The 24,813-nt window shown below is 66.1% G+C and carries 26 protein-coding genes and 1 pseudogene; 15 read left to right on the top strand and 12 right to left on the bottom strand.

Features of this window, described 5'->3' with window-relative positions; translation table 11 throughout:
• Positions 1–81: 81 nt before the first annotated feature.
• Complete coding sequence (gene dprA, locus RVY76_RS11620; protein WP_410795994.1) at positions 82–1,248, bottom strand: DNA-processing protein DprA; 1,167 nt, start codon at positions 1,246–1,248, stop codon at positions 82–84.
• Between the two features lie 77 nt (positions 1,249–1,325).
• Complete coding sequence (gene tldD, locus RVY76_RS11615) at positions 1,326–2,747, bottom strand: metalloprotease TldD (RefSeq protein WP_317374196.1); 1,422 nt, start codon at positions 2,745–2,747, stop codon at positions 1,326–1,328.
• 182 nt (positions 2,748–2,929) lie between these two features.
• Between tldD and coxB the strand changes: the two are divergent.
• The 11 genes and pseudogenes from coxB to RVY76_RS11560 form a co-directional block, all read left to right on the top strand.
• Positions 2,930–3,787 (top strand): annotated as a pseudogene (coxB, locus tag RVY76_RS11610) (cytochrome c oxidase subunit II); the annotation flags it as partial.
• 413 nt (positions 3,788–4,200) lie between these two features.
• Positions 4,201–5,127 carry a heme o synthase gene (gene cyoE / locus RVY76_RS11605; RefSeq protein ID WP_317374194.1) on the top strand — a complete coding sequence of 309 codons (927 nt, stop codon included), beginning with the start codon at positions 4,201–4,203 and terminating at the stop codon, positions 5,125–5,127.
• Positions 5,127–5,321 carry a hypothetical protein gene (locus tag RVY76_RS11600; protein ID WP_317374192.1) on the top strand — a complete coding sequence of 65 codons (195 nt, stop codon included), beginning with the start codon at positions 5,127–5,129 and terminating at the stop codon, positions 5,319–5,321. Before cyoE ends, RVY76_RS11600 begins: the two co-directional genes overlap by 1 nt.
• Positions 5,318–5,875 (top strand): cytochrome c oxidase assembly protein, encoded by a 558-nt coding sequence (locus tag RVY76_RS11595; RefSeq protein WP_317374191.1) that lies wholly within the window; start codon positions 5,318–5,320, stop codon positions 5,873–5,875. Before RVY76_RS11600 ends, RVY76_RS11595 begins: the two co-directional genes overlap by 4 nt.
• A 22-nt stretch (positions 5,876–5,897) precedes the next feature.
• A complete protein-coding gene (locus RVY76_RS11590; protein ID WP_317374190.1) occupies positions 5,898–6,689 on the top strand; it encodes a cytochrome c oxidase subunit 3 in 792 nt (263 codons plus the stop codon).
• Between the two features lie 79 nt (positions 6,690–6,768).
• Positions 6,769–7,434: an SURF1 family protein gene (locus tag RVY76_RS11585; protein ID WP_317374189.1), complete on the top strand. Its 666-nt coding sequence runs from the start codon at positions 6,769–6,771 to the stop codon at positions 7,432–7,434.
• A gap of 9 nt (positions 7,435–7,443) precedes the next feature.
• On the top strand, positions 7,444–8,823 hold the full coding sequence (thrC, locus tag RVY76_RS11580) for a threonine synthase (RefSeq protein ID WP_317374188.1): 1,380 nt from the start codon (positions 7,444–7,446) through the stop codon (positions 8,821–8,823).
• Positions 8,820–10,079, top strand: coding sequence for a pitrilysin family protein (locus tag RVY76_RS11575; protein ID WP_317374187.1), 1,260 nt, complete (start codon positions 8,820–8,822; stop codon positions 10,077–10,079). Before thrC ends, RVY76_RS11575 begins: the two co-directional genes overlap by 4 nt.
• A complete protein-coding gene (locus RVY76_RS11570; protein WP_317374186.1) occupies positions 10,079–10,663 on the top strand; it encodes a GNAT family protein in 585 nt (194 codons plus the stop codon). The genes RVY76_RS11575 and RVY76_RS11570 overlap by 1 nt, the downstream gene beginning before the upstream one ends.
• Before the next feature lie 81 nt (positions 10,664–10,744).
• Positions 10,745–11,566 (top strand): MBL fold metallo-hydrolase, encoded by an 822-nt coding sequence (locus RVY76_RS11565; RefSeq protein ID WP_317374184.1) that lies wholly within the window; start codon positions 10,745–10,747, stop codon positions 11,564–11,566.
• Entirely contained in the window at positions 11,563–12,969 is a 1,407-nt protein-coding gene (locus tag RVY76_RS11560) for an FAD-binding oxidoreductase (RefSeq protein WP_317374183.1), read from the top strand. The genes RVY76_RS11565 and RVY76_RS11560 overlap by 4 nt, the downstream gene beginning before the upstream one ends.
• Here the strand turns inward: RVY76_RS11560 and RVY76_RS11555 are convergent.
• The 5 genes from RVY76_RS11555 to RVY76_RS11535 all read right to left on the bottom strand — a co-directional run bounded on the left by RVY76_RS11555 (position 12,966) and on the right by RVY76_RS11535 (position 16,812).
• A complete protein-coding gene (locus RVY76_RS11555) occupies positions 12,966–13,772 on the bottom strand; it encodes an ABC transporter permease (protein WP_317374182.1) in 807 nt (268 codons plus the stop codon). The two genes, RVY76_RS11560 and RVY76_RS11555, sit on opposite strands and share 4 nt — an antisense overlap.
• The gene (locus RVY76_RS11550) at positions 13,769–14,632 is read right to left on the bottom strand and encodes an ABC transporter permease (RefSeq protein WP_317374181.1); all 864 of its coding nucleotides are present in this window, start codon (positions 14,630–14,632) and stop codon (positions 13,769–13,771) included. The genes RVY76_RS11555 and RVY76_RS11550 overlap by 4 nt, the downstream gene beginning before the upstream one ends.
• Before the next feature lie 73 nt (positions 14,633–14,705).
• The gene (locus tag RVY76_RS11545; protein ID WP_317374180.1) at positions 14,706–15,434 is read right to left on the bottom strand and encodes a transporter substrate-binding domain-containing protein; all 729 of its coding nucleotides are present in this window, start codon (positions 15,432–15,434) and stop codon (positions 14,706–14,708) included.
• Between the two features lie 149 nt (positions 15,435–15,583).
• The gene (locus RVY76_RS11540; RefSeq protein ID WP_317376761.1) at positions 15,584–16,360 is read right to left on the bottom strand and encodes an amino acid ABC transporter ATP-binding protein; all 777 of its coding nucleotides are present in this window, start codon (positions 16,358–16,360) and stop codon (positions 15,584–15,586) included.
• An 11-nt stretch (positions 16,361–16,371) separates the two neighbouring features.
• Positions 16,372–16,812 carry a TerB family tellurite resistance protein gene (locus tag RVY76_RS11535; protein ID WP_317374179.1) on the bottom strand — a complete coding sequence of 147 codons (441 nt, stop codon included), beginning with the start codon at positions 16,810–16,812 and terminating at the stop codon, positions 16,372–16,374.
• A gap of 131 nt (positions 16,813–16,943) precedes the next feature.
• Here RVY76_RS11535 and RVY76_RS11530 point away from each other — a divergent pair, with 131 nt between their 5' ends.
• Entirely contained in the window at positions 16,944–17,759 is an 816-nt protein-coding gene (locus RVY76_RS11530; RefSeq protein ID WP_317374177.1) for a MipA/OmpV family protein, read from the top strand.
• Between the two features lie 84 nt (positions 17,760–17,843).
• Here RVY76_RS11530 and RVY76_RS11525 read toward each other — a convergent pair whose 3' ends face one another.
• The 4 genes from RVY76_RS11525 to RVY76_RS11510 form a co-directional block, all read right to left on the bottom strand.
• Complete coding sequence (locus RVY76_RS11525) at positions 17,844–18,017, bottom strand: CsbD family protein (protein WP_317374176.1); 174 nt, start codon at positions 18,015–18,017, stop codon at positions 17,844–17,846.
• A 98-nt stretch (positions 18,018–18,115) separates the two neighbouring features.
• The gene (locus RVY76_RS11520; protein WP_317374175.1) at positions 18,116–19,759 is read right to left on the bottom strand and encodes a CTP synthase; all 1,644 of its coding nucleotides are present in this window, start codon (positions 19,757–19,759) and stop codon (positions 18,116–18,118) included.
• 134 nt (positions 19,760–19,893) lie between these two features.
• Entirely contained in the window at positions 19,894–20,259 is a 366-nt protein-coding gene (gene secG, locus RVY76_RS11515) for a preprotein translocase subunit SecG (protein ID WP_317374173.1), read from the bottom strand.
• Between the two features lie 85 nt (positions 20,260–20,344).
• The gene (locus RVY76_RS11510; RefSeq protein WP_317374171.1) at positions 20,345–20,989 is read right to left on the bottom strand and encodes a VPLPA-CTERM sorting domain-containing protein; all 645 of its coding nucleotides are present in this window, start codon (positions 20,987–20,989) and stop codon (positions 20,345–20,347) included.
• A gap of 226 nt (positions 20,990–21,215) precedes the next feature.
• On the opposite strand from RVY76_RS11510, the gene RVY76_RS11505 reads away from it, so the two are divergent.
• Together RVY76_RS11505 and RVY76_RS11500 are read left to right on the top strand one after the other, a co-directional pair.
• On the top strand, positions 21,216–22,508 hold the full coding sequence (locus tag RVY76_RS11505) for an adenylosuccinate synthase (RefSeq protein ID WP_317374170.1): 1,293 nt from the start codon (positions 21,216–21,218) through the stop codon (positions 22,506–22,508).
• Complete coding sequence (locus RVY76_RS11500) at positions 22,508–22,729, top strand: DUF2842 domain-containing protein (protein WP_317374168.1); 222 nt, start codon at positions 22,508–22,510, stop codon at positions 22,727–22,729. The genes RVY76_RS11505 and RVY76_RS11500 overlap by 1 nt, the downstream gene beginning before the upstream one ends.
• Position 22,730: 1 nt before the next feature.
• Here the strand turns inward: RVY76_RS11500 and RVY76_RS11495 are convergent, their stop codons facing one another.
• Positions 22,731–23,987 carry a hypothetical protein gene (locus RVY76_RS11495; RefSeq protein ID WP_317374166.1) on the bottom strand — a complete coding sequence of 419 codons (1,257 nt, stop codon included), beginning with the start codon at positions 23,985–23,987 and terminating at the stop codon, positions 22,731–22,733.
• 122 nt (positions 23,988–24,109) lie between these two features.
• On the opposite strand from RVY76_RS11495, the gene RVY76_RS11490 reads away from it, so the two are divergent.
• The gene (locus RVY76_RS11490; RefSeq protein ID WP_317374165.1) at positions 24,110–24,802 is read left to right on the top strand and encodes a thiamine diphosphokinase; all 693 of its coding nucleotides are present in this window, start codon (positions 24,110–24,112) and stop codon (positions 24,800–24,802) included.
• The last annotated feature ends 11 nt before the right edge of the window (positions 24,803–24,813 follow it).

Genomic DNA, 24,813 nt, shown 5'->3' with positions numbered 1-24,813 from the left:
CCGGGACTTGTCAATCGGAACCGGTTCGGCCGCGGGATCGACGATGCCGCAGAGGAGGCCGAAACACCTGTTCCGCCTCGCTCAATTCCGACTCAGCATTCCCCCGGGCTGGCGCAGAATCCGGCCTTCGAGCTCCAGTGCGACGATCTCGGCCGCGACGATTCCGGTGGGGCGGTCGATATCGCGGATGAGCTGATCCTCGGATGTGGGCGAGGGGCCCAGGCGATCCAGGATCAGCTGATGCAGGTCGTCGGTCGCCGGTATCCGTGCCTCCGCAGGGGGTGACGCGGGCGGCTCGGTCGCATGTCGCTCGAACGGCTCCTGTGCCAGGGCTTCCAGCACGTCCTGCGGCCCCCGCACCAGCGTCGCGCCGTCGCGGATCAGCATGTTGCAGCCGGATGCCCGGGCGTCGAACGGATGACCGGGCACCGCTAGGACCTCGCGTCCCTGTTCGAGCGCATCGCGCGCGGTGATGAGGCTGCCGGATTTCGCCGCGGCCTCGACCACGACCGTCGCGCCGGCGAGGCCCGAGATGATCCTGTTGCGCCTGGGAAAATGGCGGGCTTGCGGCTGCATTCCCATCGGCTGTTCGGAAACGATCAGCCCCGTCTCCTCGATTTCCCGGGCGAGGGTCGCGTTCTCGGACGGATAGACGACGTCCACGCCGCCCGCCATGACCGCGATCGTCCCCGTCTGGAGGCTTGCCTGATGGGAGATCGTATCGATCCCGCGCGCCAGACCCGAAACGGTCACGATCCCGGCCCCGCCCAGCCCCGTCGCAAGCGCCCGCGCCATCCGCAGCCCGAGCGAGGAGGCATTGCGCGCCCCCACGATCGCGACGGATCGCGCCCGGAGCAACTCCACCCGGCCGCGCGCCCAGAGAAGCGGCGGGGGGTCCGGGATCGCGGCGAGGAGCGGGGGATAGTCGCTGCTGCCCCAGGCGACGAGCCGCGCTCCGGCAATCGTGCCGCGTCTCATCTCGTCGCGGGCCGTCTCGACCGGGCAGGCCGCGTAGCCCGACAGCCCCGAGGCACTGGCCAGCCCGGGCAGGCGGTCGAGCGCGGCCCGCGCATCGCCGCATTCTGACATGAGACGGAAGAAGGTGCTCGTGCCGACGCGGCGCGAGCGCAAGAGACGGAGCCAGGCGAGCAGGTCTTCCTCGGTGTGCGGAGGTGGAAAGGGGGAGGTGGAAGGGAAAGTTTCCAAAGACCGCGCCCTGCTCCGTCTCGTTGCACCCCGAGCCTGCATCGCCGATGGTTAACGCGCGGTAAACGAAAGCGAATGCCCTGCTGCCGCCCGCCTCGAACACCGCTCGAGGGTCGCGATCAGGCGGCCGATCCTCCGACGGTCAAACCTCCGATCATCAAGGTGGGCTGGCCGACACCGACCGGCACCCATTGTCCCGCCTTGCCGCAATTCCCGATCCCGGGATCGAGGCCCATATCGTTGCCGATGCCTCGGATCTGGCTCAGCGCGGTCGCCCCGTCCCCGATCAGCGTGGCACCCTTGACCGGGGCTCCGACGCGACCGTCCTTCACGCGGTAGGCTTCGGTGCAGGAAAAGACGAACTTGCCGTTGGTGATGTCGACCTGACCGCCGCCGAAGCCGACCGCATAGATCCCGTCCTTCAGATCGGCGAGGATCGCCTCGGGCGACGCGTCGCCGCCCAGCATGTAGGTGTTCGTCATCCTCGGCATCGGCGCGTGGGCATAGCTCTCGCGACGCCCGTTCCCCGTCGGGGCCACGCCCATCAGGCGCGCGTTCTGCCGGTCCTGCATGTAGCCCACCAGCACGCCGTCCTCGATCAGGACGTTGCGCGCCGATGGCGTGCCCTCGTCGTCGATGGTGATCGACCCGCGCCGGTCGGGAATCGTCCCGTCGTCGAGCACGGTGACGCCGGGCGCCGCGATCCGCTGCCCCATGAGGCCCGCGAAGGCCGAGGATCCCTTGCGGTTGAAATCCCCCTCCAGACCGTGACCGATCGCCTCGTGCAGCAGGATCCCCGGCCATCCGGGTCCGAGCACGACATCCATCACGCCCGCCGGCGCAGGCTCGGCGCGCAGATTGACGAGGGCGATGCGCAGGGCTTCCCGCGCGACGCCTTCCCAGTGATCGCGTGTCATCAGCGGTGCGAGGCCCGCGCGGCCGCCGCCGCCCATGGAGCCGCCCTCGCGCCGTCCGTTCTCCTCCACGATGACCGAGACGTTAATCCGCGTCATCGGCCGCACGTCGCGCAGCACGATCCCGTCGGCGCGCAGGATCTCGACCTCCTGCAGGGACGCGGCGATCGTCGCGCTCACCTGCACGACCCGCGGGTCGAGGTCGCGGGCGAAGGCGTCGATCTCGCGCAGGGTCTCGATCTTCACTGGGAATTCCGCATCCGCCATCGGATCGGCATCGGTGTAGAGCTTGGCGTTCGTGGGCTGCGGCGCATCGGCCAGCGTGCCGCCGCCCGCGCCCACGGCGAGCCTCGCCGTCTCGGCCGCGCGAATCAGCGCGCGCTCGCTCACGTCTGTCGAATGGGCATAGCCCGCCGTCTCGCCCCGCACTGCCCTGAGGCCGAACCCCTCGGAGGCGTCGAAGCTCGCGTTGCGGACCCGTCCGTCGTCGAACATGATGGCCTCCGAGCGCTTCCGCTCGAAGAAGATCTCTCCGTCATCGGCCCCGTCGAGCGCCTCCTTCAGATGGCGGAGCGCGAATTCGCGGTCGATTCGGGTCTCGAGCGGTCGATAGGGCGCGTCGGACATGGTGTCTCCTGCTCTGGCATGGCGTGCGGGTGGGGCTGCGTGCCGGATATCGGCATCGGGCGTCCACATGCCGCAAGGCTGCGGCTTGTTCACGGCCCTTTTATATGGTTTTAAGCGGCAACTTTCCAATGGGATGCCGATCCACGGATCCCACCCGTCCGGAAGCCCGAGAGGAGATGCCGATGCGCCGAGCCTTCATTCCCACCGCCGCTGCGGTGCTCTTCTCCCACGCCGCCACGGCGCAGACCGCCATCGAGGATCTCGAGATCGTCGGCAAGCCGACGCCCGGCGGCATCGGGTTCCAGCCCGCCGTCACCTCGATCGCCGAGGACGTTCACTGGCTCGACGGGATGCTGCTCGTCATCATCACGGTGATCACGCTCTTCGTGGTGGCGCTGCTCGGAATCGTCCTCGTCAAGTACAACGCCCGGCGGAACAAGGACCCGAAGGCGTTCACCCACAACACGCCGATCGAGATCGCCTGGACCATCGTGCCGATCGTGATCCTGATCTTCATCGGGGCCTTCTCGCTTCCGGTGCTCTTCAACCAGCAGGAAATCCCCGAAGCCGACGTGACCATCAAGGCGACCGGCTATCAGTGGTACTGGGGCTATGAGTATCCCGACCACGATTTCGGCTTCAGCAGCTACATGATCGGATCGCCCGCGACCGGCGGCGACAACCGCCTGACCCCCGAAGTGGTCGAACAGCTGCAGGAAGCGGGCTATTCCGAGGACGAGTTCAGGCTCGCCACCGACACCGCGATGGTGATCCCCGTCGGCAGCACCGTCGTCGTCCAGGTCACGGCCGCCGACGTCATCCATTCCTGGACCGTTCCCGCCTTTGGCGTGAAGCAGGACGGCGTTCCGGGCCGGCTGGCCGAACTCTGGTTCGAAGCGGATCGCGAGGGCGTCTATTTCGGTCAGTGCTCCGAACTGTGCGGCATCGCGCACGCCTACATGCCGATCACCGTCAAGGTCGTCAGCCAGGAAGCCTACGAGACCTGGCTCGACGAGGCGATTGCCGAATACGGCGGCACCCCGCGCGAGGCCAGCATGGCCCAGCAGGGCGACGGCACCGAAGCCTCCCAGACCGACGAGACCGAAGTGGCCCCGGTCGACGCATCCGACGGTGCCGTCGCCGAGAGCACCGAGGAAACCGCGGTCGAGACCGAGGACGCCCCGATCGAGCAGGAGGCCGAAGCCCCCTCCGACGAGCAGGGCCCGCAGAACTCCGCCGAGGAGGAATACCTCACCGGTGACGAGAACGCGCCCGCCACCGACGCGACCGAAGCCGAGGGCGAGGGCGACGCGTCCGGAACCGACGGTGCCGAGGGTGCCGACGGCAGCGATGCGGCCGAGGAGCAGCCCGCCGCGCGCATCGCCGAGTAGGCGGTGCCAAGGCCTCCGACGATGATGCCGGGGGCCTCGAGATCTGAACCGAAAGGCCAGACATGACCGATATGAGCGTCCAGTCCCCCGAGCACGAAGCTCAGTTCGGCGATTACTTCGCCCTGCTGAAGCCGCGGGTGATGACGCTCGTCGTGTTCACGGCTTTCGTCGGCCTGCTCGTGGCACCCGTCGGGCTGCATCCTTTCGTGGCGTTCTGCGCCATCCTCTTCATCGCGGTGGGCGGCGGTGCCGCCGGCGCGCTCAACATGTGGTGGGACGCGGATATCGACGCGGTGATGAAGCGCACGCGCCGCCGGCCCGTCCCCTCGGGCCGCGTCACGAGCGGCGAGGCGCTGAGCGTCGGCATCGCGCTCTCCGGCTTTTCCGTGGTCATGCTGGGCCTCGCGACCAACTGGCTCGCCGCCGGGCTCCTGGCCTTCACCATCTTCTTCTATGTCGCGATCTATTCGATGTGGCTGAAACGCGCGACGCCGCAGAACATCGTCATCGGCGGTGCCGCGGGGGCGTTCCCCCCGATGATCGGATGGGTTGCGGCGACGGGGTCGATCAGCCTCGAATCGATCCTGATGTTCGCGTTGATCTTCCTCTGGACGCCGCCGCATTTCTGGGCGCTCGCCCTCTTCATGCGCTCCGATTACGACGATGCGGGCGTGCCGATGCTGACCGTCACCCATGGCCGTCCCGAGACGCGCCGCCATATCCTTGTCTATACCGCTGTGCTCGCCGCCTTCGCGATCTGGCTCGGCGTCACTGCGGCGAGCGGTCCTGTCTATCTGGTCGCGGCGATCGGCCTCAATGCCTGGTTCCTCAAGGGCGCGTGGAACATCTACCAGCGCGACGAGGTCATGGCCGAGGCCGACAATTACGCAGTCGAGAAGGCGTTCTTCAAGTTCTCGCTGCTCTATCTCTTCCTGCATTTCGGCGCGCTTCTGGCTGATGCGATCCTTCGTGCCGGGGGGATCATCTGATGGCGATCCAGGCGGAGCATGAGCTTCACAAGCGGCGCAAGTCCCGCAATATCGGCCTCGGTCTCGTCCTTGCCGGCCTGATCGCGATCGTCTTCGGGCTGACTGTCGTGAAGGTTCAGCAATTGGGGGCCGTGCAGGGCTTCGACCATGTGGTCCGGCCCGAGCTTCTCCCCGGTGAGGAGGCCCCTCGATGAGCATGGATCCCAAGACCAAGACCGCCCTGCAGGGCGTGGGCGTCGTGGTGTTCATGGGGGCGATGGCATGGGCCTCGGTCCCGCTCTACGACCTTTTCTGCCGCGTGACGGGCTACGGCGGGGCGACGGGCGTCGCCGAACAGGGATCGGACGAGATTCTCGACCGCACGATGACGGTCCGTTTCGACGGATCCCTCAACCGCGACATGCCGTGGGAGTTCAAACCCATGCAGCGCGAGATGGAGATCCGCATCGGCGAGACCGGCCTCGCCTTCTACGAGGCCTACAATCCCACCGACCGCGTCATCGCAGGATCGGCCTCCTACAACGTAGCCCCCTACGATGCGGGCGGTTTCTTCACCAAGATCGACTGCTTCTGCTTCGAACAGCAAGTCCTGCAACCCGGCGAGCGCGTCGAGATGCCGGTGACCTTCTATGTCGATCCGGCGATCGTCGACGATCGCGACGCGAAGTTTGTCAAGCACATCACCTTGTCCTACACCTTCTACGAGATCGACCTGCCGGAAGAGCACGCCGCGCTGGACGTGAACTGAGGCCCTAATCGAGGGAAACGCCATGGCGCACGAAAAGAACCACGACTACCATATCCTTCCGCCCTCGCTCTATCCGTTCCTTGCATCGGTCGGGGCCTTCGTCATGCTCTTCGGGGCGGTCCTGTGGATGCACGGGATCACGATGTTCATGTTCTTCATCGGCCTGGCGCTCGTGCTCTACACGATGTTCGGCTGGTTCGCCGAGATGGTCGCCGAATCGAACGTGGGCGATCACACGCCCGTCGTTCGGATCGGCCTGCGCTACGGCTTCATCATGTTCATCATGTCCGAGGTCATGTTCTTCGCGGCGTGGTTCTGGAGCTTCTTCAAGCACGCGCTCTATCCGATGGCGACGTTCAGCGAAGGCCAGTGGCCGCCCCCCTCGATCGAGACCTTCGACCCCTGGCACCTGCCGCTCATCAACACGCTGATCCTGCTCTGCTCGGGGGCCGCCGCGACCTGGGCGCACCATGCGCTCGTCCACGAGAACAACCGCAAGGACCTCTCGAACGGGATCCTGCTGGCGGTCGTGCTCGGCATCATCTTCACGTTCTTCCAGGCCTACGAGTACAGCCACGCGGCCTTCGGCTTCGCCGGCAACATCTACGGCGCGAACTTCTTCATGGCGACGGGCTTCCACGGCGCGCACGTGATCATCGGCACGATCTTCCTCTTCGTGTGCTACCTCCGGGTGCGTGCCGGTCATTTCACGCCCGAAAAGCATGTCGGCTTCGAGGCGGCGGCCTGGTACTGGCACTTCGTCGACGTGGTCTGGCTCTTCCTCTTCGCCTCGATCTATATCTGGGGCTCCTGAGCTTCGCGGGGCGTCCGGCCCCGCACCATCCGCAACTTGAAACGGGGCGCTCGAGCGCCCCTTTTCGTCTGGATCCGCCATGCGCAAAATCGCCTTCGCGATCTTCGCCCTTCTGGGCCTCGCCCTGCTCCTCTGGCTCGGCATCTGGCAGGTCCAGCGCCTTGCCTGGAAGACCGGGATCCTCGACCGGATCGAGGCCCGCATCTCCGCCGCCCCCATCGCACTGCCCGCCAGCCCGACTGAGGAGGCGGACGAATACCTGCCGGTCGCGGTCACCGGACGGCTCGGCGGGGACGAGATCCACGTCCTGATCTCGACCCCGCAATTCGGCGCGTCCTATCGCGTGATCTCGGCGCTCGAAACCGCCGAGGGACGGCGCGTTCTCGTCGATCTCGGTGCGATTCCGGTGGGCGAAAAGGACGAAACGCGTCCGTCCGGCGAGGTCGCCATCGTCGGAAACCTTCTCTGGCCCGACGAGACGGACGGCTTCACGCCCGAACCGGACCTCTCGCGCAACATCTGGTTCGCGCGGGACCTGCCTGCCATGGCCGGGGCACTCGGCACCGAGGAGATCCTCGTCGTCGCGCGCGAGACGAGCCTGCCCGGACCCCAGCCGTTGCCCATCGACGGCGCGGAGATTCCGAACGATCACCTGCAATACGCGATCACCTGGTTTTCCATGGCGGCCATCTGGGCGGGGATGACACTCCTTCTGCTCTGGCGTATGGCAAGGCGGAGTAGCTGAAGGACGACCATGCGTTACGTCTCGACCCGCGGCCAGGTGCCGGATCTGGATTTCGAAGGGGCCATGCTCGCGGGCCTCGCGCGCGATGGCGGGCTCTATGTCCCGGACGAGATCCCGCAGATGAGCGAGGCGGACATCGCGGCGCTCGCTGGTCTGCCCTACGAGGAAGTCGCGCTGCGCGTCATGCTGCCCTTCACCGGAATGGAGGAAGAGCATCTGAAGCGGCTCATCGCAGCCGCCTATGCCCCGTTCGGTCACGAGGCACGCGCCCCCCTGGTACAGCTCGGCCCCGATCACTTCCTTCTCGAGCTTTTCCACGGCCCCACGCTCGCGTTCAAGGATTTCGCGATGCAGCTGATCGGGCAGCTCTTCCAGGACGTGATGACGCGCCGGGGCGAGCGGATCACCATCGTCGGCGCGACGAGCGGGGATACAGGATCCGCCGCGATCGAGGCGTTTCGCGGGCTCGACAACGTGGAATGCTTCATCCTCTTCCCCCATGGCCGCGTCTCGGAGGTGCAGCGCCGCCAGATGACGACGGCCAGCGAGGAGAACGTCCATGCGCTGGCCCTCGACGGGGATTTCGACGATTGCCAGGCGGCGGTGAAGGCGATGTTCAACGACCACGCCTTTCGCGACCGGGTCGGGTTGACGGCTGTCAACTCCATCAACTGGGCGCGGGTGCTGGCGCAGGTCGTCTATTACTTCTCGTCGGCCGTGGCGCTCGGTGCGCCATCGCGGAAGGTCTCCTTCACGGTCCCGACCGGCAATTTCGGGGATATCTTCGCGGGCTGGATCGCCAAGCGGATGGGGCTGCCTGTCGACCGCCTCGTCATCGCGACGAATCGCAACGACATCCTTCACCGCACGATCGCGACCGGAGAGCATCGCAAGGAGGGTGTCGCCCCCACGATCAGCCCGTCGATGGACATCCAGGTGAGCTCCAACTTCGAGCGCGCGCTCTTCATGGCCTATGGGCGCGACGGGCAGGCGGTCGCGCAGCTGATGGACGAGCTGCGGGACGATGGCGGCTTTCCGGTCAGCCAGGGCGCGCTGGAAAGCCTGCGCGAGGATTACGATTCCGGCCGCGCCTCGGAAGAGGAGACGGCCAAGACCATTCGCGAGATGCACCGGCTGACGGGCGAAACGCTCTGCCCTCATTCCGCCGTCGGGGTGAAGGTCGCGCGCGAGCATGGCGGCCACGGCCCCATGATCACGCTTGCAACCGCCCACCCCGCCAAGTTCCCCGACGCGGTCCAGGCCGCGACGGGCACGCGCCCCGACCTGCCGCCGCGCATGGCCGATCTCTTCGACCGGCCGGAACGGGTCACGCGGATCCCGAACGACATCGACGCCCTCAAGACGCTCATCGAGGATAGATTGACGTGACCACCGAATCCCATACGCTGTCGAACGGCCTCAGGATCGTGACGGAAAACATGCCCGGCCTCAAATCCGCGAGCGTCGGCATCTGGATCAATGCCGGTGGCCGCCACGAGCGGATCGAACAGAACGGCATCGCCCATTTCCTCGAGCACATGGCGTTCAAGGGCACGAAGCGGCGCAACGCATTGCAGATCGCCGAGGCGATCGAGGATGTCGGCGGCTATATCAACGCCTATACCAGCCGCGAGACGACGGCCTATTACGCCCGCGTGCTCGAGAACGACGTGCCACTTGCCCTCGACGTGATCAGCGACATCGTCCTCAATTCGACCTTCGATCCGCGCGAGATGGAGGTCGAGCGCGGCGTGATCCTGCAGGAGATCGGCCAGGTCTTCGACACGCCCGACGACATTGTCTTCGACTGGCTGCAGGAGGCGGCGTTCCCCGATCAGCCGGTGGGGCGGTCGATCCTTGGCTCGGCCGAGCGTGTCGGTGCCTTCGGGCGCGACGATCTCGCGACCTTCGTGGGAGAGCGCTACGGTCCCGGCGAGATGATCCTCTCCGCCGCAGGTGCGGTCGATCACGACGCCATCGTGCGCTTTGCCGAGAAGACGTTCGGCCATCTTCCGCCGCGCATCGGTCCGGTCGCGCAGCCCGCGCGCTTCGTCGGGGGCGAGTGGCGCGAGACGCGCGCGCTCGAGCAGGTGCATTTCACGCTGGGCTTCGAGGCACCGAGCTATCGCGATGCCGATTTCTACACTGCCCAGATCCATGCCAGCGCGCTCGGCGGCGGGATGTCGTCGCGGCTGTTCCAGGAACTGCGCGAGCGGCGCGGCCTCTGCTATTCGATCTTCGCGCAATCGGGTGCCTATGACGATACGGGTCTGATGACGATCTATGCGGGCACCTCGGCCGAGCAGATCGGCTCCCTCGCCGAGGTCACGATGGACGAGATCGTCCGCGCCGGGCGCGACCTCGCACCGGCCGAGATCGCGCGGGCCCGCGCACAGATGAAGGCGGGTCTTCTCATGGGGCTCGAGAGCCCGTCGGCCCGGGCCGAGCGCATGGCGCGGCTTGTCGCGATCTGGGGTCGCGTGCCCGATATCGACGAGACCATCGCGCGGATCGACAACGTCACCACGGGTGACGTGCGTGAATTCGGCGCGCGCATGGGAGCAAGCGGGATGGCCATGGCGCTCTACGGACCGGCGGACCTCGCCCCCGATCTCGACAGCCTCAGGGGGCGTCTGGCGGCCTGATGCGGTTCGGTCGGCGCAAGCTGACGGTCGAGACCGACCGTCTCACGATGCGCCCGCCGCAGCATGGCGATTTCCGCGACTGGTCGGAGCTGCGCCGCGAAAGTGCGGATTTCCTCCAGCCCTGGGAGCCGACCTGGGCCGACGATCATCTCACGCGCAAGAGCTTCACCAATCGCGTCTACTGGTCGCAGCGCGCGATCGGGGCCGAGACGGCGATCCCGCTCTTCATCTTCAGGCGGACCGACGCGATGCTGGTCGGTGCCATCACGCTCGACAACCTGCGCCGGGGGCCCGCGCAATCGGGAACGCTCGGCTACTGGATCGGTGCACCGCATGCGCGGCGCGGCTACATGTCCGAGGCGATCGCGGGCCTCGTGCACCACGCGTTCCTGAAGCTCGACATCAGCCGGGTGGAGGCCGCGTGCCTGCCCGAGAACACCGCCTCGCGCGGTGTGCTCGAGCGGGCGGGCTTCAAGTACGAGGGCGTCGCGCAGAGCTATCTCCAGATCGCGGGACGCTGGCGCAATCACGTGCTCTATTCCAATCTCCGTGCCGACAGGCGCGGCCGGACCGATGTCGGCTGACGGGCCGGGCGAAATTGTGATTGGAGCGAAAGGTGGGCTGCCCCTAGGCTGATCCTCATCCCCGTTTGAGGAGATGCCGCCATGCGCGCGTTCGCCGTCGCCACGCTCTGCCTTGTCGCCACGCCGGTTCTGTCGCAGGAAAACCCCTCCGCGAGCCACTGCATCGCCATCGCCGATGCCGCGCCCGGCATCGAATACGTGCAAAAGGCGAGCTGGCGCGCACCGCTGCCGGACGATTTCACGGTCAGGTTGCGGTATATCGACCATTCGATGTTCCTGATCCAGGCCCCCGACGGCACGAATGCCGTGACGGATTACTACGGATATCTCGGGCAGACCGATTTCGTGCCGGATATCGCCACGATGAACCGCGCGCATTCCACGCATTGGACCGCGAATCCCGACCCCCGCATCGAGAACCTGCTCGAAGGGTGGGGCGACGGGGCCGCGCCCAACCTGCACAACATGACGGTCGGCGAGATGCGGGTGCGCAACGTGCCGACCGATATCCGCATGGGACGCGGGGTCGAGCCGTTCGGCAATTCGATCTTCGTCTTCGAGGTCGCGGGCCTGTGCATCGGGCATCTGGGCCACCTGCATCACGAACCCGACGACCGGCAATATGCGGCACTCGGGCGGCTCGACGTGGTGATGGCGGCCGTGGACGGGCGCATGACGGTCGACATTCCGACGATGGTGCGCACGCTGACCCGTCTGCGAAGCTCCGTCGTCCTGCCGATGCACTGGTTCGGACAGGCGACGCTGGCGCGGTTCCTCGACCAGATCTCGGGCGATTTCGCCATCGATATCCGCGACGCGTCGGAGTACGAGGTGAGCCTGAGAAGCCTGCCCGACACGCCGACGGTGGTCGTGCTGCGGCCGGCATTCCTGGAGGCTGAATGAGTGCCGGACCACTGACGCCGGATCTGCGCGACGCGCTTTCCGAGATCCTTCCCGACGACACGCTGCGCGATCCGTCCGAGACCTATCTGTCCGAGCCGCGCGGCACCTGGAAAGGCGTGGCGGGCGCACTGGCCCTGCCGCGCGACACCGAGGAAGTCGCGCGCATCGTGCGTTTCGCCGCGGAACATCGGATTGCCATCGTTCCATGGGGCGGCGGCACCGGACTGGTCGGCGGGCAGGTCAGCGAAGAGGGCGCGGCGATCCTCCTGAGCCTCGAGCGGATGCGCGCGGTCCGTGGCGTCTGGCCCGAGGAAAACGTGATGGTGGTCGAGGCGGGTGCGGTTCTTGCCGACGTGCAGAACGCGGCCGCCGAGGTCGATCGACTGTTTCCCCTATCGCTTGCCTCGGAAGGGTCGGCCCGGATCGGCGGTCTGCTCGCGACCAATGCAGGCGGGGTGAACGTGCTGCGCTATGGCAATGCGCGCGATCTCTGCCTCGGGATCGAGGCGGTCCTGCCGTCGGGCGAGATCATGCACGGGCTGAAACGGCTCAGGAAGGACAATACCGGCTACGACCTGCGCAACCTTCTGATCGGCGCGGAGGGGACGCTCGGCATCATCACGGCCGCGGCGCTGAGGCTGTTTCCCAGACCGCATGCGGAGGGGACTGCGATGCTGGTCGTGGAGGGGCCGGAGGCCGCGCTCGACCTGCTGGCGCGCGCACAGGTGACGGGCGGAGTTTCGGCGTTCGAGCTCATCTCGGGGGAGGGGCTGCGGTTCCTGGCCGAGACCGGCGTTCCGGTAAAGCAGCCCTTCGACGAGATCCCGGATTGGAGCGTGCTGATCGATCTGGGCCTGCCCGACGGCATGGACCCCGCCGCCAGCCTCGAACGACTGTTCGAGACGGCGTTCGAGGCCGGGCTCGCGAGCGACGGCGTCATCGCGCAAAGCGAGGCGCAGCGTCGCGACATCTGGGCCCTGCGCGAGAGCATTCCCGAAGCCAACAAGCGCGTGGGCGCGATCGTCTCGAGCGACGTGTCGCTGCCGCTTTCGGAAATTCCCGGATTCATCGTCGATTGCAACGCGGCGCTGCGGCACGAGACCGATCTGCGGATCAACGTCTTCGGCCATCTCGGAGACGGCAACCTGCATTACAACCTCTTCCCGCCCGTGGGACGCTCGAAGGTCGAGTTCGCGGATCGCACCGAGCATCTGCGCGCCATCGTGGACGAGGCGGTCGCGGCGCGGAACGGGTCGTTCTCGGCCGAGCACGGGGTGGGGCGGCTCAAGGTCTCGCAGCTCGAACGCTATGGCGATCCCGCGAAGCTTGGGGCGATGCGTGCGATCAAGGCCGCGCTCGACCCCGGGGGCATTATGAATCCCGGTGCCGTCCTGCGCGCCTAGCGCAGGAAGTTCGGGCGGAAACGGAGACGCCGCTGCGCCGCGCGCGGCAGATGGCGATTGAGCCTTTTCGATGCCAGCGAAAAGATCCCGACGATCGCGAGCGTCAGCAAGATAAAATATCCCGCCAGAATGGGATAGGGGACGAACGGATTGAACGTCTTGTCCGCGAAATACTTGGCATAATAAAGCGCATCGCCCTGCTGCTGCCATGCCGGAAAGCCCGAGAAATAGACGAGCGTCGTGGCATGGAAGAGGAAGATCGCCTCGTTCGTGTAGGCGGGCCATGCAAGGCGCAGCATCGTCGGAAAGGTGATGCGCCTGAATTTCGTGAAGCCGGTGATGCCATAGGCTTCGGCCGCTTCCATGTCGCCGCGCGGGATCGATCGGAGCGCGCCGTAGAAGATCTCTCCCGAATAGGCGGCGGTATTGAGAAAGAGCACGATCAGCGCCCCGAGCCATGCTGCGGTGAACGGATCGAAGAACGCGATCTGTCCCTTCAGCGACAGGAACAGGAAATAGGCGAAGAAGAACTGGATGAAGAGAGGCGATCCGCGAAAGACGAAGATTGTCCATTCGGCGGGCTTGCGCAGGAACGCGGTCCGCGCCGTCTTGCCCATGGCCAGCGCCACGGCCAGCACGAAGCCGGTGGCGAGCGCGATCGCGCCGAAATAGACGTTCCAGATCATGCCGGAGCCGATCAGCGTGACCTGCTGGCAGAGCGTGAAGTCGCTGCGCGGCAGGAGCCTTTCGCCGAAACCGATCGAGCGCAGCGCGTAGTCCTGGATCGTGACGAGGCAGCTCATCGCGCCATGCCGCCCGTGGTGGCCTGACCGAAGGTCAGACGTTTCATCAATCGTTCGAGCACCTGTTCCGACACCTTGGTGAGCAGGAGGTAGAAGACGAGCAGCGCGAGGAAGTACCAGAGCCGCCAGTCGCCGTGGGGATAATCGGTGAAGTTCGGCGTCTTGGTGCCGCCCAGTTCGCGCGCCCAGTAGACGATGTCCTCGACGCCCAGCAGAAAGAGCAGCGGCGTCGCCTTGACGAGGACCATCCAGAGGTTCGACAGGCCCGGCAGCGCATAGACCCACATCTGCGGCACGAGGATCCGGCGGAATGCCTGGCCGCGGCTCATCCCGTAGGCCTCGGCCGTCTCGATCTGGGCGCGCGGCACGGCCATCATCGCGCCGTAGAGCACATTGGCCGCGAAGGCCCCGAAGACGATGGCGAAGGTCACCACGGCAAGGCCGAAGCCGTAGATCTCGTGCTGCCATTGCGGCGCGGTGTTGAGGGGAAGTTTCGCGATCGAGCAGACGACGAAATCGCTGCCCCTGCGCACCGGCTCGTCCCAGTCGGGGCAGAGCACGCGATGCCGCAGATATTCGATGCCCTGATCCAGCGCGATCACGAAGAACAGGAAGAAGGCGATGTCCGGCACGCCACGCACGATCGCGATGTAGGTCTTGCCGACTGCGCGGATCGGGGCGAGCCGGGCCCGCGCGGCGACCGCACCGCCGAACCCGAAGAGCAGGGCGGTCGGTGCCGTCACCGCCAGAAGCAGAAGCACGGTCCCGAAGGAGGTGTAGAACGCCATGTGCTTGCCTGTCGTCAGGTAGCAGGCGAGCCAGGCGAGCCCGTCGAGCGTAGCGGGATCCGTGCAGGTCATCGGCTCAGGCGTCTCCGCGAAGGGCGGTCACGCGCGCCCCGGGCGGGCGCGCGCGATGGTGATGGTGTCGTGATCAGAAGGTCGCGCCTTCGGGCAGCCACTTCTCGATCAGGGTGTTCAGGCTGCCGTCTTCCTTCATCGACTGGATCGCGGTGTCGAAGCGCTCGCGCAGCTCGTCGTCGGATTGACGGAACCCCATGCCGATGCCGTCGCCGATGAGGACGTCGTCGCCCACCATCATCAGTTCGGGGTCGTTCTCGACCACGGGAACGAGGAACGCCTTGTCGGCCAGCACCGCGTCGGCCTCGCCGCTGCGGACGGCCGCGACTGTCTCTTCGGGCGTGGCGAATTCGAGCAGGGCAGCACCGGGCATCTCGGAGGCGGCGTATCCAGCCTGGATCGTGCCGGTCTGTGCCGCGATCACGCCGCTTTCGAGGTCGGTGTCCTCGGAGGCCGCGACGAAGACCGACGGGTCGGGCTGGGTGTAGTTCTCGCTGAAGTCGAGGACCTCGCGACGCTCGTCGGTGATCGACATGCCGGCCATGATCGCATCGTAATTGCCCGAGACGAGGTTCGGGATGATCGAATCCCAGTCGTTCGTGACCCATTCGCAGCTGAGTTCGGCCCGCGCGCAGAGTTCGTCACCGAGCTCGCGCTCGAAACCCGCGACTTCGCCCGAATCGTCGAGGAAGTTGTAGGGCGCATAGGCCCCTTCGGTTCCGAGGCGGACAGTGTCCTGCGCGGCGGCGCCGAACGTGCCGGCGAGGCTCAGGGCCGCTGCCGAAAGGATGAGGGTCTTCATGAAAATCTTCTCCCGTTCAATCTGTTGGGCGGCCCGCCGCTTCGCCGGGCCGTGACCGACGCAGGGTCGGGGGAAGCGCGCCGCTTGGCAAGTCTGTCGCCACGGAAATCGCGTCGCTTTCGCCCGATGCGTGTGCGTCTGCTGCGTTTTCAGGCGGTGGAGGACAGGAATCCCCGCAGGCGCTGGCTCTCGGGCGATCCGAAGAGGCGGTCGGGCGGGCCTTCTTCCTCGATCCGGCCCTGATGCAGGAAGATGACGTGGTCGCTGCAATCACGGGCCATTCCCATGTCGTGGGTGACGATGACCATGGTGCGGCCCTCCTCGGCCAGGCCCTTGATCACGCGGACGACCTCCTGCTCGAGCTCGGGATCGAGGGCGGAGGTCGGCTCGTCGAAGAGGATCGCGCGCGGCTCCATGCAGAGGGCGCGGGCGATCGCCGCGCGCTGTTGCTGGCCGCCGGAAAGCTGCGCGGGATAGGCGTCGCACTTGTCGCCGATCCCGACCTTGTCGAGGTAGCCGCGCGCGGCGCTCTCGACCTCGGCGCGGGGGCGGCCGAGGACGGTCACGGGGGCCTCCATCACGTTCTGCAGAATGGTCATGTGGGCCCAGAGGTTGAACTGCTGGAACACCATCGACAGATTCGTGCGAATGCGCGTCACCTGTTTCGGATCGGCGGGATGCCTGTCGCCGCGGGTCCCGCGCCAGCGCACGGGCTCGCCCTCGAAGGCGATCTCACCGTCCTGGCTGTCCTCGAGCAGATTGGCACATCGCAGCAGCGTGGACTTGCCCGATCCCGACGATCCGATGAGCGAGACGACATGACCGCGGGCCGCCACGAGATCGACGCCCTTCAGGACCTCCAGATCACCGTATGACTTGTGCAGGCCGCTGATCGACAGGACCGGGATATCTTCATCGCGCGGCATGGCGTCGGCGCTCACGCGCGGTCTTCGACGCGGCGGCGGGCCATGTTGCTGTCGCGATCGTTGACCCCCAGCATCGGCGCGATCATCCGCATCAGCGAATTCTCCTCGTCGTCGCGCTCGCCGTCGGCGAGCACCACGTCCCACAGCGCCTCGATCACGCCGACCCGATCCTCGTAGGGAACACCGTCCTTGATGGCCCTCGTGAAGCGCACGGTATCGGGGGCCTCGGCCTCGAGCGCTTCCGCATCGGCGCGCAGGTCGGCGGCCTCTTCGGGCGAGAGGGCATAGCGCGTGGCCAGGACGCGATCGATACGGGCGATCTCCTGACGCAGGTAGGATCCGTCGGAGCGGGCGAGACGCACGAGGAGGGCGGCAAGGGAAAGCCGCGCATCCTGCTGATGCAGCGGTTGCGGATCCTGAGAGGTCAGGCGGTTGATGAGCTCGGCAAACATGGATCTGACATAGCCTGCTGTTGCATAAACGCCAAGACTCCTCGCGAGGGCGTTAAATTCCCCGAGCCCCCTGTTCGCGGCGTTCCGGTCCCGCTATGTGCAGAACGAGTTTCTGAAAGCCGGATCAGTCCATGTCCCGTATCGCCATCGCCGCAATCCTTTCGACCCTGCCGGGCCTCGCGCTGGCCGGCGATCTGACGATGCCTGTGGCCGAGAGCGCGCCGGCCTACGCCGCACCGCGTGCCTCGACGCCGGATCTGGTCTTCACGCTGCGCGGCGGTGTGGCGTCGACGCCGGATTACTTCGGCTCCGACAGCTACGGTGTCGGGCCGGATTTCGGGTTCCGTCTGGGATACGCCAATCTTTTCGGGCGCGAGCTCGGAAATGCGGATGCGAGCGATCCGGGCTACGGTCTGGGGCTGCGCGGCTCGTTCCGCTATATCGACGAACGCAGCGGGGACGACAATTCCGAGCTCGCGGGCCTCGACGACGTGGACGAGACGCTCGAGCTGGGTCTTGGTCTCGGATACACGTCCTATCGCTTCAACGTCTTCGCGGATGCGCGGTACGGCGTTGTCGGGCACGAAAGCTTCGTGGGCGAGCTGGGGGCCGATGTCATCACCTATCCGACCGACAACCTGACCGTGACGCTCGGGCCGCGGATGCTGATCGGATCCGGCGACTATGCCGATACCTATTTCGGCGTGACCGAGAGCGAGGCTGCGCGGAGCAACTTTGCCGCCTACGATCCCGATGGCGGCGTGCTGAGTGCCGGTCTGGAACTCGGAGCGACATACGCGATCAACGATCGCTGGGGCGTGGAAGGTGCCGTCACCTGGGATCGCTTCATGGGTGACGCGGAGGACAGTCCCATCGTTCAGCAGGGCGATCGCGACCAGTACGGATTGCGTGTCGGCATCACGCGTCAGATCACCCTCGATTTCTGAGGTAACAGACCTTTCCGCATAAAAAAGCCGGCCCGAGGGGCCGGCTTTTTCTATTCTGTCTCGCCGATCGCGAGATGGATCGGACTATTTGCCCTTGAGAGTCTTTTCGGCTTCGCCCGCGGTCTTCTGCGCACGGCCTTCGACCTGATCGGCCTTGCCTTCGGCCTCGAGCCGCTCATTGTTGGTCAGGTTGCCTGCGGCTTCCTTGGCCTTGCCGGCGAGGTTCTTGACGGTGCCTTTGGTGGTATTGTCGTTCATGATCGTCTCTCCACGAATCACGTTGCGTATGCGAAGAGAACACGGTGCCGCCGCAAACGTTCCCCCGCGCACCGGAACGTGATCCGCGCGGGCCGCGCTCAGACGAGGCGGCTGTTCTCCTTCGCGGCGCGCACGAAATCCGCGAAGAGCGGGTGCGGGGCGAACGGCTTCGACTTGAGTTCGGGGTGGAATTGCACCCCGATGAACCAGGGATGGTCCGTGACCTCGACGATCTCGGGCAGGCGTCCGTCCGGCGACATGCCGGAGAAGCACAGGCCGTGATCCTCGAGCGCTTCGCGATACTTCACGTCGACCTCGTAGCGATGGCGGTGGCGCTCCTCGATGCGGTGCGTCCCGTAGACGCCGGCGACCTTGGAGCCCTCCTTCAGCGTCGCGGCATAGGAGCCGAGGCGCATCGTTCCGCCCTTGTTGTCGAGCACGTCGCGCGCGATCGTCTGGTTGTCCTTGATCCATTCCTTGAGGTGGAAAATCACCGGCTCGAACCGGGCCTGCCCGGCCTCGTGGTCGAATTCCTGGCTGCCGGCGGTCTGCATGCCGGCGAGATTGCGCGCCGCCTCGACCACGGCCATCTGCATGCCGAGGCAGATGCCGAGATAGGGAACCTTGTGGATGCGCGCGAACTGGGCCGCCTTGATCTTGCCCTCGGTGCCGCGCTCACCGAAACCGCCGGGCACGAGAATAGCGTCGTAGCCCTCGAGGTAGGGGGCCGGATCCTCGCGCTCGAAGAGTTCGGCGTCCACCCATTCGATATCGACCTTGACGCGATTGGCCATGCCGCCATGGGTCAGGGCCTCGGCAATGGATTTGTACGCATCCTCGAGCTGGGTGTACTTGCCGACGATCGCGACGCGCACTTCGCCCTCGGGGTTGAAGACGCGGTCGGCGACGTCGTCCCAGCGGGCGAGGTTCGGTTTCGGCGCGGGCGAGATGCCGAACGCATCCAGCACGGCCTGATCCATCCCCTCGCGATGATAGGCCAGCGGTGCCTCGTAGATCGAGCTGAGGTCGTAGGCGGCGATCACCGAATCGGGTCGCACGTTGCAGAAAAGGGCGAGCTTCTCGCGCTCCTTTTCGGGGATCGGCCGCTCGGACCGGCAGACGAGCACGTCGGGCGCGATGCCGATCGAGCGCAGTTCCTTGACGGAATGCTGCGTGGGCTTGGTCTTGAGCTCTCCGCTGGCCGCGATCCAGGGCAGCAACGTGAGGTGCATGAAGATGCACTGCCCGCGCGGGCGTTCCTGGCCGAATTGCCGGATCGCCTCGAAGAAGGGGAGCCCCTCGATGTCGCCGACGGTGCCGCCGATCTCGCAGAGCATGAAATCGACCTCGTCGGCACCGACGCGGAGGAAGTCCTTGATCTCGTCGGTGACGTGGGGAATGACCTGGATGGTCTTGCCGAGATAGTCGCCGCGGCGTTCCTTCTCCAGCACGCTGGAGTAGATGCGACCGGAGGACACGCTGTCTGTCGCGCGCGCCGCGACACCGGTGAAGCGTTCGTAATGCCCGAGGTCGAGATCGGTCTCGGCCCCGTCATCGGTGACGAAGACCTCGCCATGCTCGAACGGGCTCATCGTGCCGGGATCGACGTTGAGATAGGGGTCGAGCTTTCTCAGCCTGACCGAAAAGCCGCGCGCCTGCAGAAGTGCGCCGAGTGCGGCTGACGCCAAGCCCTTTCCAAGGCTCGAAACCACGCCGCCGGTGATGAAGACATATCGTGCCATGAGCCGGTTTCCCCGTGTGAGCGGCGATCCGACATCGCCGTTTTGACTGTGCCCGAACGGTTCAAAACCGCTCTCCACGGGAGTTGGGCTCTACAAGAAAGGCGAGCGGGCCGCAACCACGCCCGGCACGCGGATCACTCTGCGCGCGGCGGCGTCAGCGGCTCGTCCGAGCTCGGCGGCGGAAGAAGGCCCTCGCCCGAAGGCGTGCCCGTCTCGGAGCCGGTCTCTTCGGTGGTTCCGCCCGTGCCGAGGCGATCGATGACCGAATTGCCGGCGCTGTTCTGCGCGGCCAGGATGGTCAGCGTGATCGAGGTCAGGATGAAGAGGATCGCGAGGCCCCAGGTCACCTTGCCGAGAGCCGTGGCAGCCGCACGCGACGACATCGCGCCGCCGCCGCCGCCACCCATTCCGAGGCCGCCACCTTCGGATCGCTGGAGCAGCACCACGCCGATCAGCGACAGGGCGAGGATCAGGTGGACGATAAGGACGATGTTTTCCATGGAAACGGGCCTTGGGCTCAGGTCAGCGGCAATTTAGGGGTTGCCCATATCGCGAACAACCCCCTTTGACCACCCGCAACCGGTATCAGCCCCGGCGTTTCAGTCTGCGGATCGCGCCGAACGCGCCGAAGCCCGTCAGGAGCAGCGCACCGCCGGCCGGCAACGGCACTGCACCGATTTCACCCTGTTCGACCTGGAAGACCGCGTCGGCCTCCTGACCGAAGAGGGTCGCGCCCACGCCGACGAGATTGTCGTAGTCGATGTCGATGGTGCGTTGCGAAAAGCTGATCCTGTCGGCACCGATCCCGCTGACCTGCGTCACGCCGGTGACGGGATTGTCGAAATCGAGATTCGAAAGTTTCCAGTTGATCGTGGGGACGGCGGTCACCTCGATCGGAATGTCGGCCCCCAGAATGCTGACATTCGTTTCGAGGTCGAAGATAAGTCTGAAAAGAGTATCCGAGAGCCATTCGACGCCGAGAACGCCCAGATCGACTTGGGCCGTGGCGAGGCCGAGATCGATATCGGCCGCGACCTGGGCGAGCGCGATGTCTGGATCGGCCGGCCCGTTGCGAATTCCGGTTTGCGTCGCGCTGACGGTGAGAAGGTCGTAGCTTCCAAGGCCGAGATTCAGAATTTCCGTTTCGGCACGGAATTCGTCCATCGTCGCCGCATTCGCGGCAATTGACGTGCAGGCAAATAGCATCCCGCTCACGAGATATCTTTTCATGATTAATTCCTCTTTATACTATTGGCGTCGGTCTTTCTTGATCGTTGCATTACGGAATTGGTCATCTCTCAATTCGACCAACCCTTAATTAGGTGTAACAAATCCCCGCTTCATTTTCCCGAATTTTTATCGAAACAATACGTTTCGCGAGGCTCCGGAATTAATCATGTTTGCCTCCGCCACCGGCTTCTGTAATAGGGGCGCGGATCGTAACGGAGAATACAGCATGGCCAACGTAGTCGTCGTGGGCGCCCAGTGGGGCGACGAGGGCAAGGGCAAGATCGTCGACTGGCTGAGCGAGCGTGCCGACGTGATCGCGCGGTTCCAGGGCGGCCATAATGCCGGCCATACGCTCGTCATCGACGGCACGGTCTACAAGCTCCATGCACTTCCGTCGGGCGTCGTGCGGCGCGGAAAGCTCTCGATCATCGGCAACGGTGTCGTGCTCGATCCGTGGCACCTCAAGCGCGAGATCGAGGGGATCCGCGAGCAAGGCGTCGAAATCACGCCAGAGACGCTCATGATTGCCGAGAACACGCCGCTGATCCTGCCCTTCCACGGCGAGCTCGACCGCGCGCGCGAGGAGCAGGCCACGGTCGCCAAGATCGGCACGACGGGGCGCGGCATCGGCCCGGCCTACGAGGACAAGGTGGGTCGCCGCGTGATCCGCGTGGCCGACCTCGCCGACGAGGCGACGCTCGTGGCGCGTGTCGATCGCGCGCTCGTGCACCACAATGCGCTGAGAAGCGGCCTTGGCCTCGATCCGATCGACCGCGACGCGCTCATCGCCGATCTGCTCGCCATCGCGCCGGAAATCCTTCCCTATGCCGCACCGGTCTGGAAGGTGCTGGCCGAGAAGCGCCGGTCGGGCAAGCGGATCCTCTTCGAAGGGGCGCAGGGCGCGCTGCTCGACATCGATTTCGGGACCTATCCCTTCGTCACCTCGTCGAACGTCATGGCGGGGCAGGCGGCGACCGGGACCGGCATGGGGCCCGATGCTGTCGGCTATACGCTGGGCATCGTGAAGGCCTACACGACCCGCGTCGGCGAGGGGCCGTTCCCGACGGAGCTCAAGGACGAGGTGGGCGAGCGGCTCGGCGAGCGCGGCAACGAGTTCGGAACGTCGACGGGGCGCAAGCGCCGCTGTGGCTGGTTCGATGCCTGCCTCGTGCGGCAGACCTGCACCATCTCGGGCATCAACGGCATCTCGCTCACCAAGCTCGATGTGCTCGACGGGTTCGAGACGCTGAAGATCTGCACGGGCTACGAGCTTGACGGCGAGCGGCTCGATTACCTTCCCACGGCGTCCGACAAGCAGACGCGCTGCGTTCCCGTCTACGAGGAGATGCCGGGCTGGTCGGAATCGACCGCCGGCGCCCGGAGCTGGGCCGATCTTCCGGCCGAAGCGATCAAGTATGTCCGCCGTCTGGAAGAACTCATCGGCTGCCCGGTCGCGATGGTCTCGACCTCGCCCGAGCGCGAGGACACGATCCTCGTCAAGGATCCCTTCGCCGACTGATGGCGATGGGTCACAAGGCCAAGCGGCGCTGGTCGCTCGTCATCCTGCTTCTGGGTTTGCCGGTCTATATCGTCGTGGCCTCGAGCGTGGTGACCTGGCTCGGGAGGCCGCCGATCCTGGTCGAACTTCTCGTCTATGTCGTGCTCGGCATTCTCTGGGCTCTGCCGTTCCGCGGGATTTTCCGCGGCGTCGGCCGGGAGGATCCGGACGGCAGACACTGAGCTAGTCGGCGGAGGCGCGTGCCCGGTCGATCATCGGTGCGTTCTCGGCCAGTCCGTAACGGCCCCGCTCGATTTCCCGAAGGCGTCCCGCCCTGACGAGGTCGTCGAAGAGCTCGAGCCCCCGCTGGCGGCTGAACGCGTCCGCCGTTGCGTGGCCCGCCCGGCGCAGGATCGTCGGGCGGCTGGTGCCGTCCCGGCCCTCCACGATCTGGGAATAGGCGGCGGCGGCCTCGAAGAGGTCCGGCAGATCGGACGCCCCGACGCGGCGCGCGAAGTCGGGAAAGTCGCGATCGTCACTTGTCGCGAGTTCCGATGCGACGCGGCGCGGGCGCGTGGGAGCGGTCACGACCGCTTCCTCATCGACCCGCTGTGTCGCGGCAAGGACGAGGCGGTCGGCCACGGCCCCGAGGCGCGGGCGCTGGGCGACGCGCAGGCCGGGGGCGGGGCGGCTCGGACGTACGGCCCGGTCGAGATCGTTGCGGAACGGTCCGGTCCGGTCCTCGACACGGGCGTCGCGCTGGTCACGCGCCTGTTCGTCGGCACGGGTGGCGGCGACGGCCGCCCGGAGATGATTGATGGCCGAACGACGGCGATGACCCTCGGCATCCTCGAGCCGTTCGGCCGCCATGCTCATCAGCCGATCCATCGCGGCATCCCTGCGCGAGGTTTCCTCGTCCTGGTCGTCCTCGTCGGGGATGGGAGACATGATGGTGTCTGTAGGATCCTCGTCCTGCGTGAGTTCGGGATCGTTCGGGATGTCGATTTCGGGCAGCTCGGTCCGCGCATCCGTGCGCTCCGGACATTCGAGATATTCGAGCCCCGCAAGGAACGCCGCCACGGAATCCTGCGTGTCCTCATCGCTCGCAATCGGCGTGGGGTCGTCGGCGGCCGAGCCGTCGTCGATGGGCTCGCATTCGTCGAGATCGTCGGTCACCCCCTCGGCGAAGAGATCGGTGGCGATCGGCATGTCCGGCGAGACTTGCGTCACCGGATCGTGCGGGTCATCGCGATGGCGGAGCGTGATGGTGCCGTCGAGAATGTGTGCCTCGATCTCGTCATCCGAAGCACTCTCGGCGAGGTGCTGCAGGAGATCTGTGTCGGAGGCTGGGGCCTGTGCGCTGAATCCGTGGTCTCGGCTCGCGAGGTGGTGGAAATGGTCCGCGACCTGGCGCAATGTCTCGACCGGGTCGTCGAAACCTTCGAGCGTGCACGAGAAAGCACCGAACGTGACGCTGAGGACCTTGGGGCATTCGGGCATTCACGATCTCGCTTCTACTTACGGTCCGAAGGCCCTGGATACGACGGATCGGGGGCTGAATTTGAACCGGATCTCGAAAAGAATGCGTTGATTTGATGGCAGGACCGTGACCGCGGTTCCCCATGAGGAAGGCGAAAGCGATGGAGAATGGCGGAGCCGCGGTGACGCTCGTGGGCGGCGGGCCGGTCGAGAGGGAGGATCTCGAGGAGGCGGTCGCGATCGCGCCGTGCATCGTCGCGGCCGATGGGGGCGCGCGACACGTGCTGGAGGCGGGGCTGATGCCCGAGCGGGTGATCGGCGACATGGATTCGCTCGACGATGCGACGCGCGCGGGGATCGATGCGACCCGGTTGTGTCACGTGGACGAGCAGGACAGCACGGATTTCGAGAAATGCCTTTCCCGGATCAAGGCACCGCTGGTCATCGGTCTGGGCTTCATGGGGGGGCGCGCGGATCACACCCTCGCCGCGATGAGCGTGCTGGCGCGGCTCGGCGGTCCGCATCTCCTGATCGGTGCGGAAGACCTGTGTTTCGCCGCAGGGCCCGGGGCCACGGTTGTCGACCTCGCGCCGGGGACCCGGGTGTCGCTCTTCCCGCTCGCATCCGTCACGGGGCGGTCGCAGGGGCTCGAATGGCCGATCGATGGCATAGATTTCGCGCCCGACGGTCGCATCGGCACGTCGAACCGCGCAACGGGGGCCGTGAGGCTCGACCTCAATGGGCGCGGCATGCTGGTCATCCTGCCCCGCGCCTGCCTTGCAGAGGCGCTGGCCGCGGTCGGCGCTGGCCCGTTTGCGATGGCCCCTCGGACCTGAACGCCCTATAA

It is taken from the genome of Palleronia sp. LCG004, from assembly GCF_032931615.1.
Lineage (GTDB): Bacteria > Pseudomonadota > Alphaproteobacteria > Rhodobacterales > Rhodobacteraceae > Palleronia.
This window is presented reverse-complemented; position numbering and strand designations above follow the sequence as displayed.

What these genes read in the sequence shown, in the direction of transcription:
- dprA (WP_410795994.1), bottom strand. Translation starts at nt 1,248, where the DNA reads ATGCAGGCTCGGGGTGCAACGAGACGGAGCAGGGCGCGGTCTTTGGAA.
- tldD (WP_317374196.1), bottom strand. Translation starts at nt 2,747, where the DNA reads ATGTCCGACGCGCCCTATCGACCGCTCGAGACCCGAATCGACCGCGAA.
- cyoE (WP_317374194.1), top strand. Translation starts at nt 4,201, where the DNA reads ATGACCGATATGAGCGTCCAGTCCCCCGAGCACGAAGCTCAGTTCGGC.
- RVY76_RS11600 (WP_317374192.1), top strand. Translation starts at nt 5,127, where the DNA reads ATGGCGATCCAGGCGGAGCATGAGCTTCACAAGCGGCGCAAGTCCCGC.
- RVY76_RS11595 (WP_317374191.1), top strand. Translation starts at nt 5,318, where the DNA reads ATGAGCATGGATCCCAAGACCAAGACCGCCCTGCAGGGCGTGGGCGTC.
- RVY76_RS11590 (WP_317374190.1), top strand. Translation starts at nt 5,898, where the DNA reads ATGGCGCACGAAAAGAACCACGACTACCATATCCTTCCGCCCTCGCTC.
- RVY76_RS11585 (WP_317374189.1), top strand. Translation starts at nt 6,769, where the DNA reads ATGCGCAAAATCGCCTTCGCGATCTTCGCCCTTCTGGGCCTCGCCCTG.
- thrC (WP_317374188.1), top strand. Translation starts at nt 7,444, where the DNA reads ATGCGTTACGTCTCGACCCGCGGCCAGGTGCCGGATCTGGATTTCGAA.
- RVY76_RS11570 (WP_317374186.1), top strand. Translation starts at nt 10,079, where the DNA reads ATGCGGTTCGGTCGGCGCAAGCTGACGGTCGAGACCGACCGTCTCACG.
- RVY76_RS11565 (WP_317374184.1), top strand. Translation starts at nt 10,745, where the DNA reads ATGCGCGCGTTCGCCGTCGCCACGCTCTGCCTTGTCGCCACGCCGGTT.
- RVY76_RS11560 (WP_317374183.1), top strand. Translation starts at nt 11,563, where the DNA reads ATGAGTGCCGGACCACTGACGCCGGATCTGCGCGACGCGCTTTCCGAG.
- RVY76_RS11555 (WP_317374182.1), bottom strand. Translation starts at nt 13,772, where the DNA reads ATGAGCTGCCTCGTCACGATCCAGGACTACGCGCTGCGCTCGATCGGT.
- RVY76_RS11550 (WP_317374181.1), bottom strand. Translation starts at nt 14,632, where the DNA reads ATGACCTGCACGGATCCCGCTACGCTCGACGGGCTCGCCTGGCTCGCC.
- RVY76_RS11545 (WP_317374180.1), bottom strand. Translation starts at nt 15,434, where the DNA reads ATGAAGACCCTCATCCTTTCGGCAGCGGCCCTGAGCCTCGCCGGCACG.
- RVY76_RS11540 (WP_317376761.1), bottom strand. Translation starts at nt 16,360, where the DNA reads ATGCCGCGCGATGAAGATATCCCGGTCCTGTCGATCAGCGGCCTGCAC.
- RVY76_RS11535 (WP_317374179.1), bottom strand. Translation starts at nt 16,812, where the DNA reads ATGTTTGCCGAGCTCATCAACCGCCTGACCTCTCAGGATCCGCAACCG.
- RVY76_RS11530 (WP_317374177.1), top strand. Translation starts at nt 16,944, where the DNA reads ATGTCCCGTATCGCCATCGCCGCAATCCTTTCGACCCTGCCGGGCCTC.
- RVY76_RS11525 (WP_317374176.1), bottom strand. Translation starts at nt 18,017, where the DNA reads ATGAACGACAATACCACCAAAGGCACCGTCAAGAACCTCGCCGGCAAG.
- RVY76_RS11520 (WP_317374175.1), bottom strand. Translation starts at nt 19,759, where the DNA reads ATGGCACGATATGTCTTCATCACCGGCGGCGTGGTTTCGAGCCTTGGA.
- secG (WP_317374173.1), bottom strand. Translation starts at nt 20,259, where the DNA reads ATGGAAAACATCGTCCTTATCGTCCACCTGATCCTCGCCCTGTCGCTG.
- RVY76_RS11510 (WP_317374171.1), bottom strand. Translation starts at nt 20,989, where the DNA reads ATGAAAAGATATCTCGTGAGCGGGATGCTATTTGCCTGCACGTCAATT.
- RVY76_RS11505 (WP_317374170.1), top strand. Translation starts at nt 21,216, where the DNA reads ATGGCCAACGTAGTCGTCGTGGGCGCCCAGTGGGGCGACGAGGGCAAG.
- RVY76_RS11500 (WP_317374168.1), top strand. Translation starts at nt 22,508, where the DNA reads ATGGCGATGGGTCACAAGGCCAAGCGGCGCTGGTCGCTCGTCATCCTG.
- RVY76_RS11495 (WP_317374166.1), bottom strand. Translation starts at nt 23,987, where the DNA reads ATGCCCGAATGCCCCAAGGTCCTCAGCGTCACGTTCGGTGCTTTCTCG.
- RVY76_RS11490 (WP_317374165.1), top strand. Translation starts at nt 24,110, where the DNA reads ATGAGGAAGGCGAAAGCGATGGAGAATGGCGGAGCCGCGGTGACGCTC.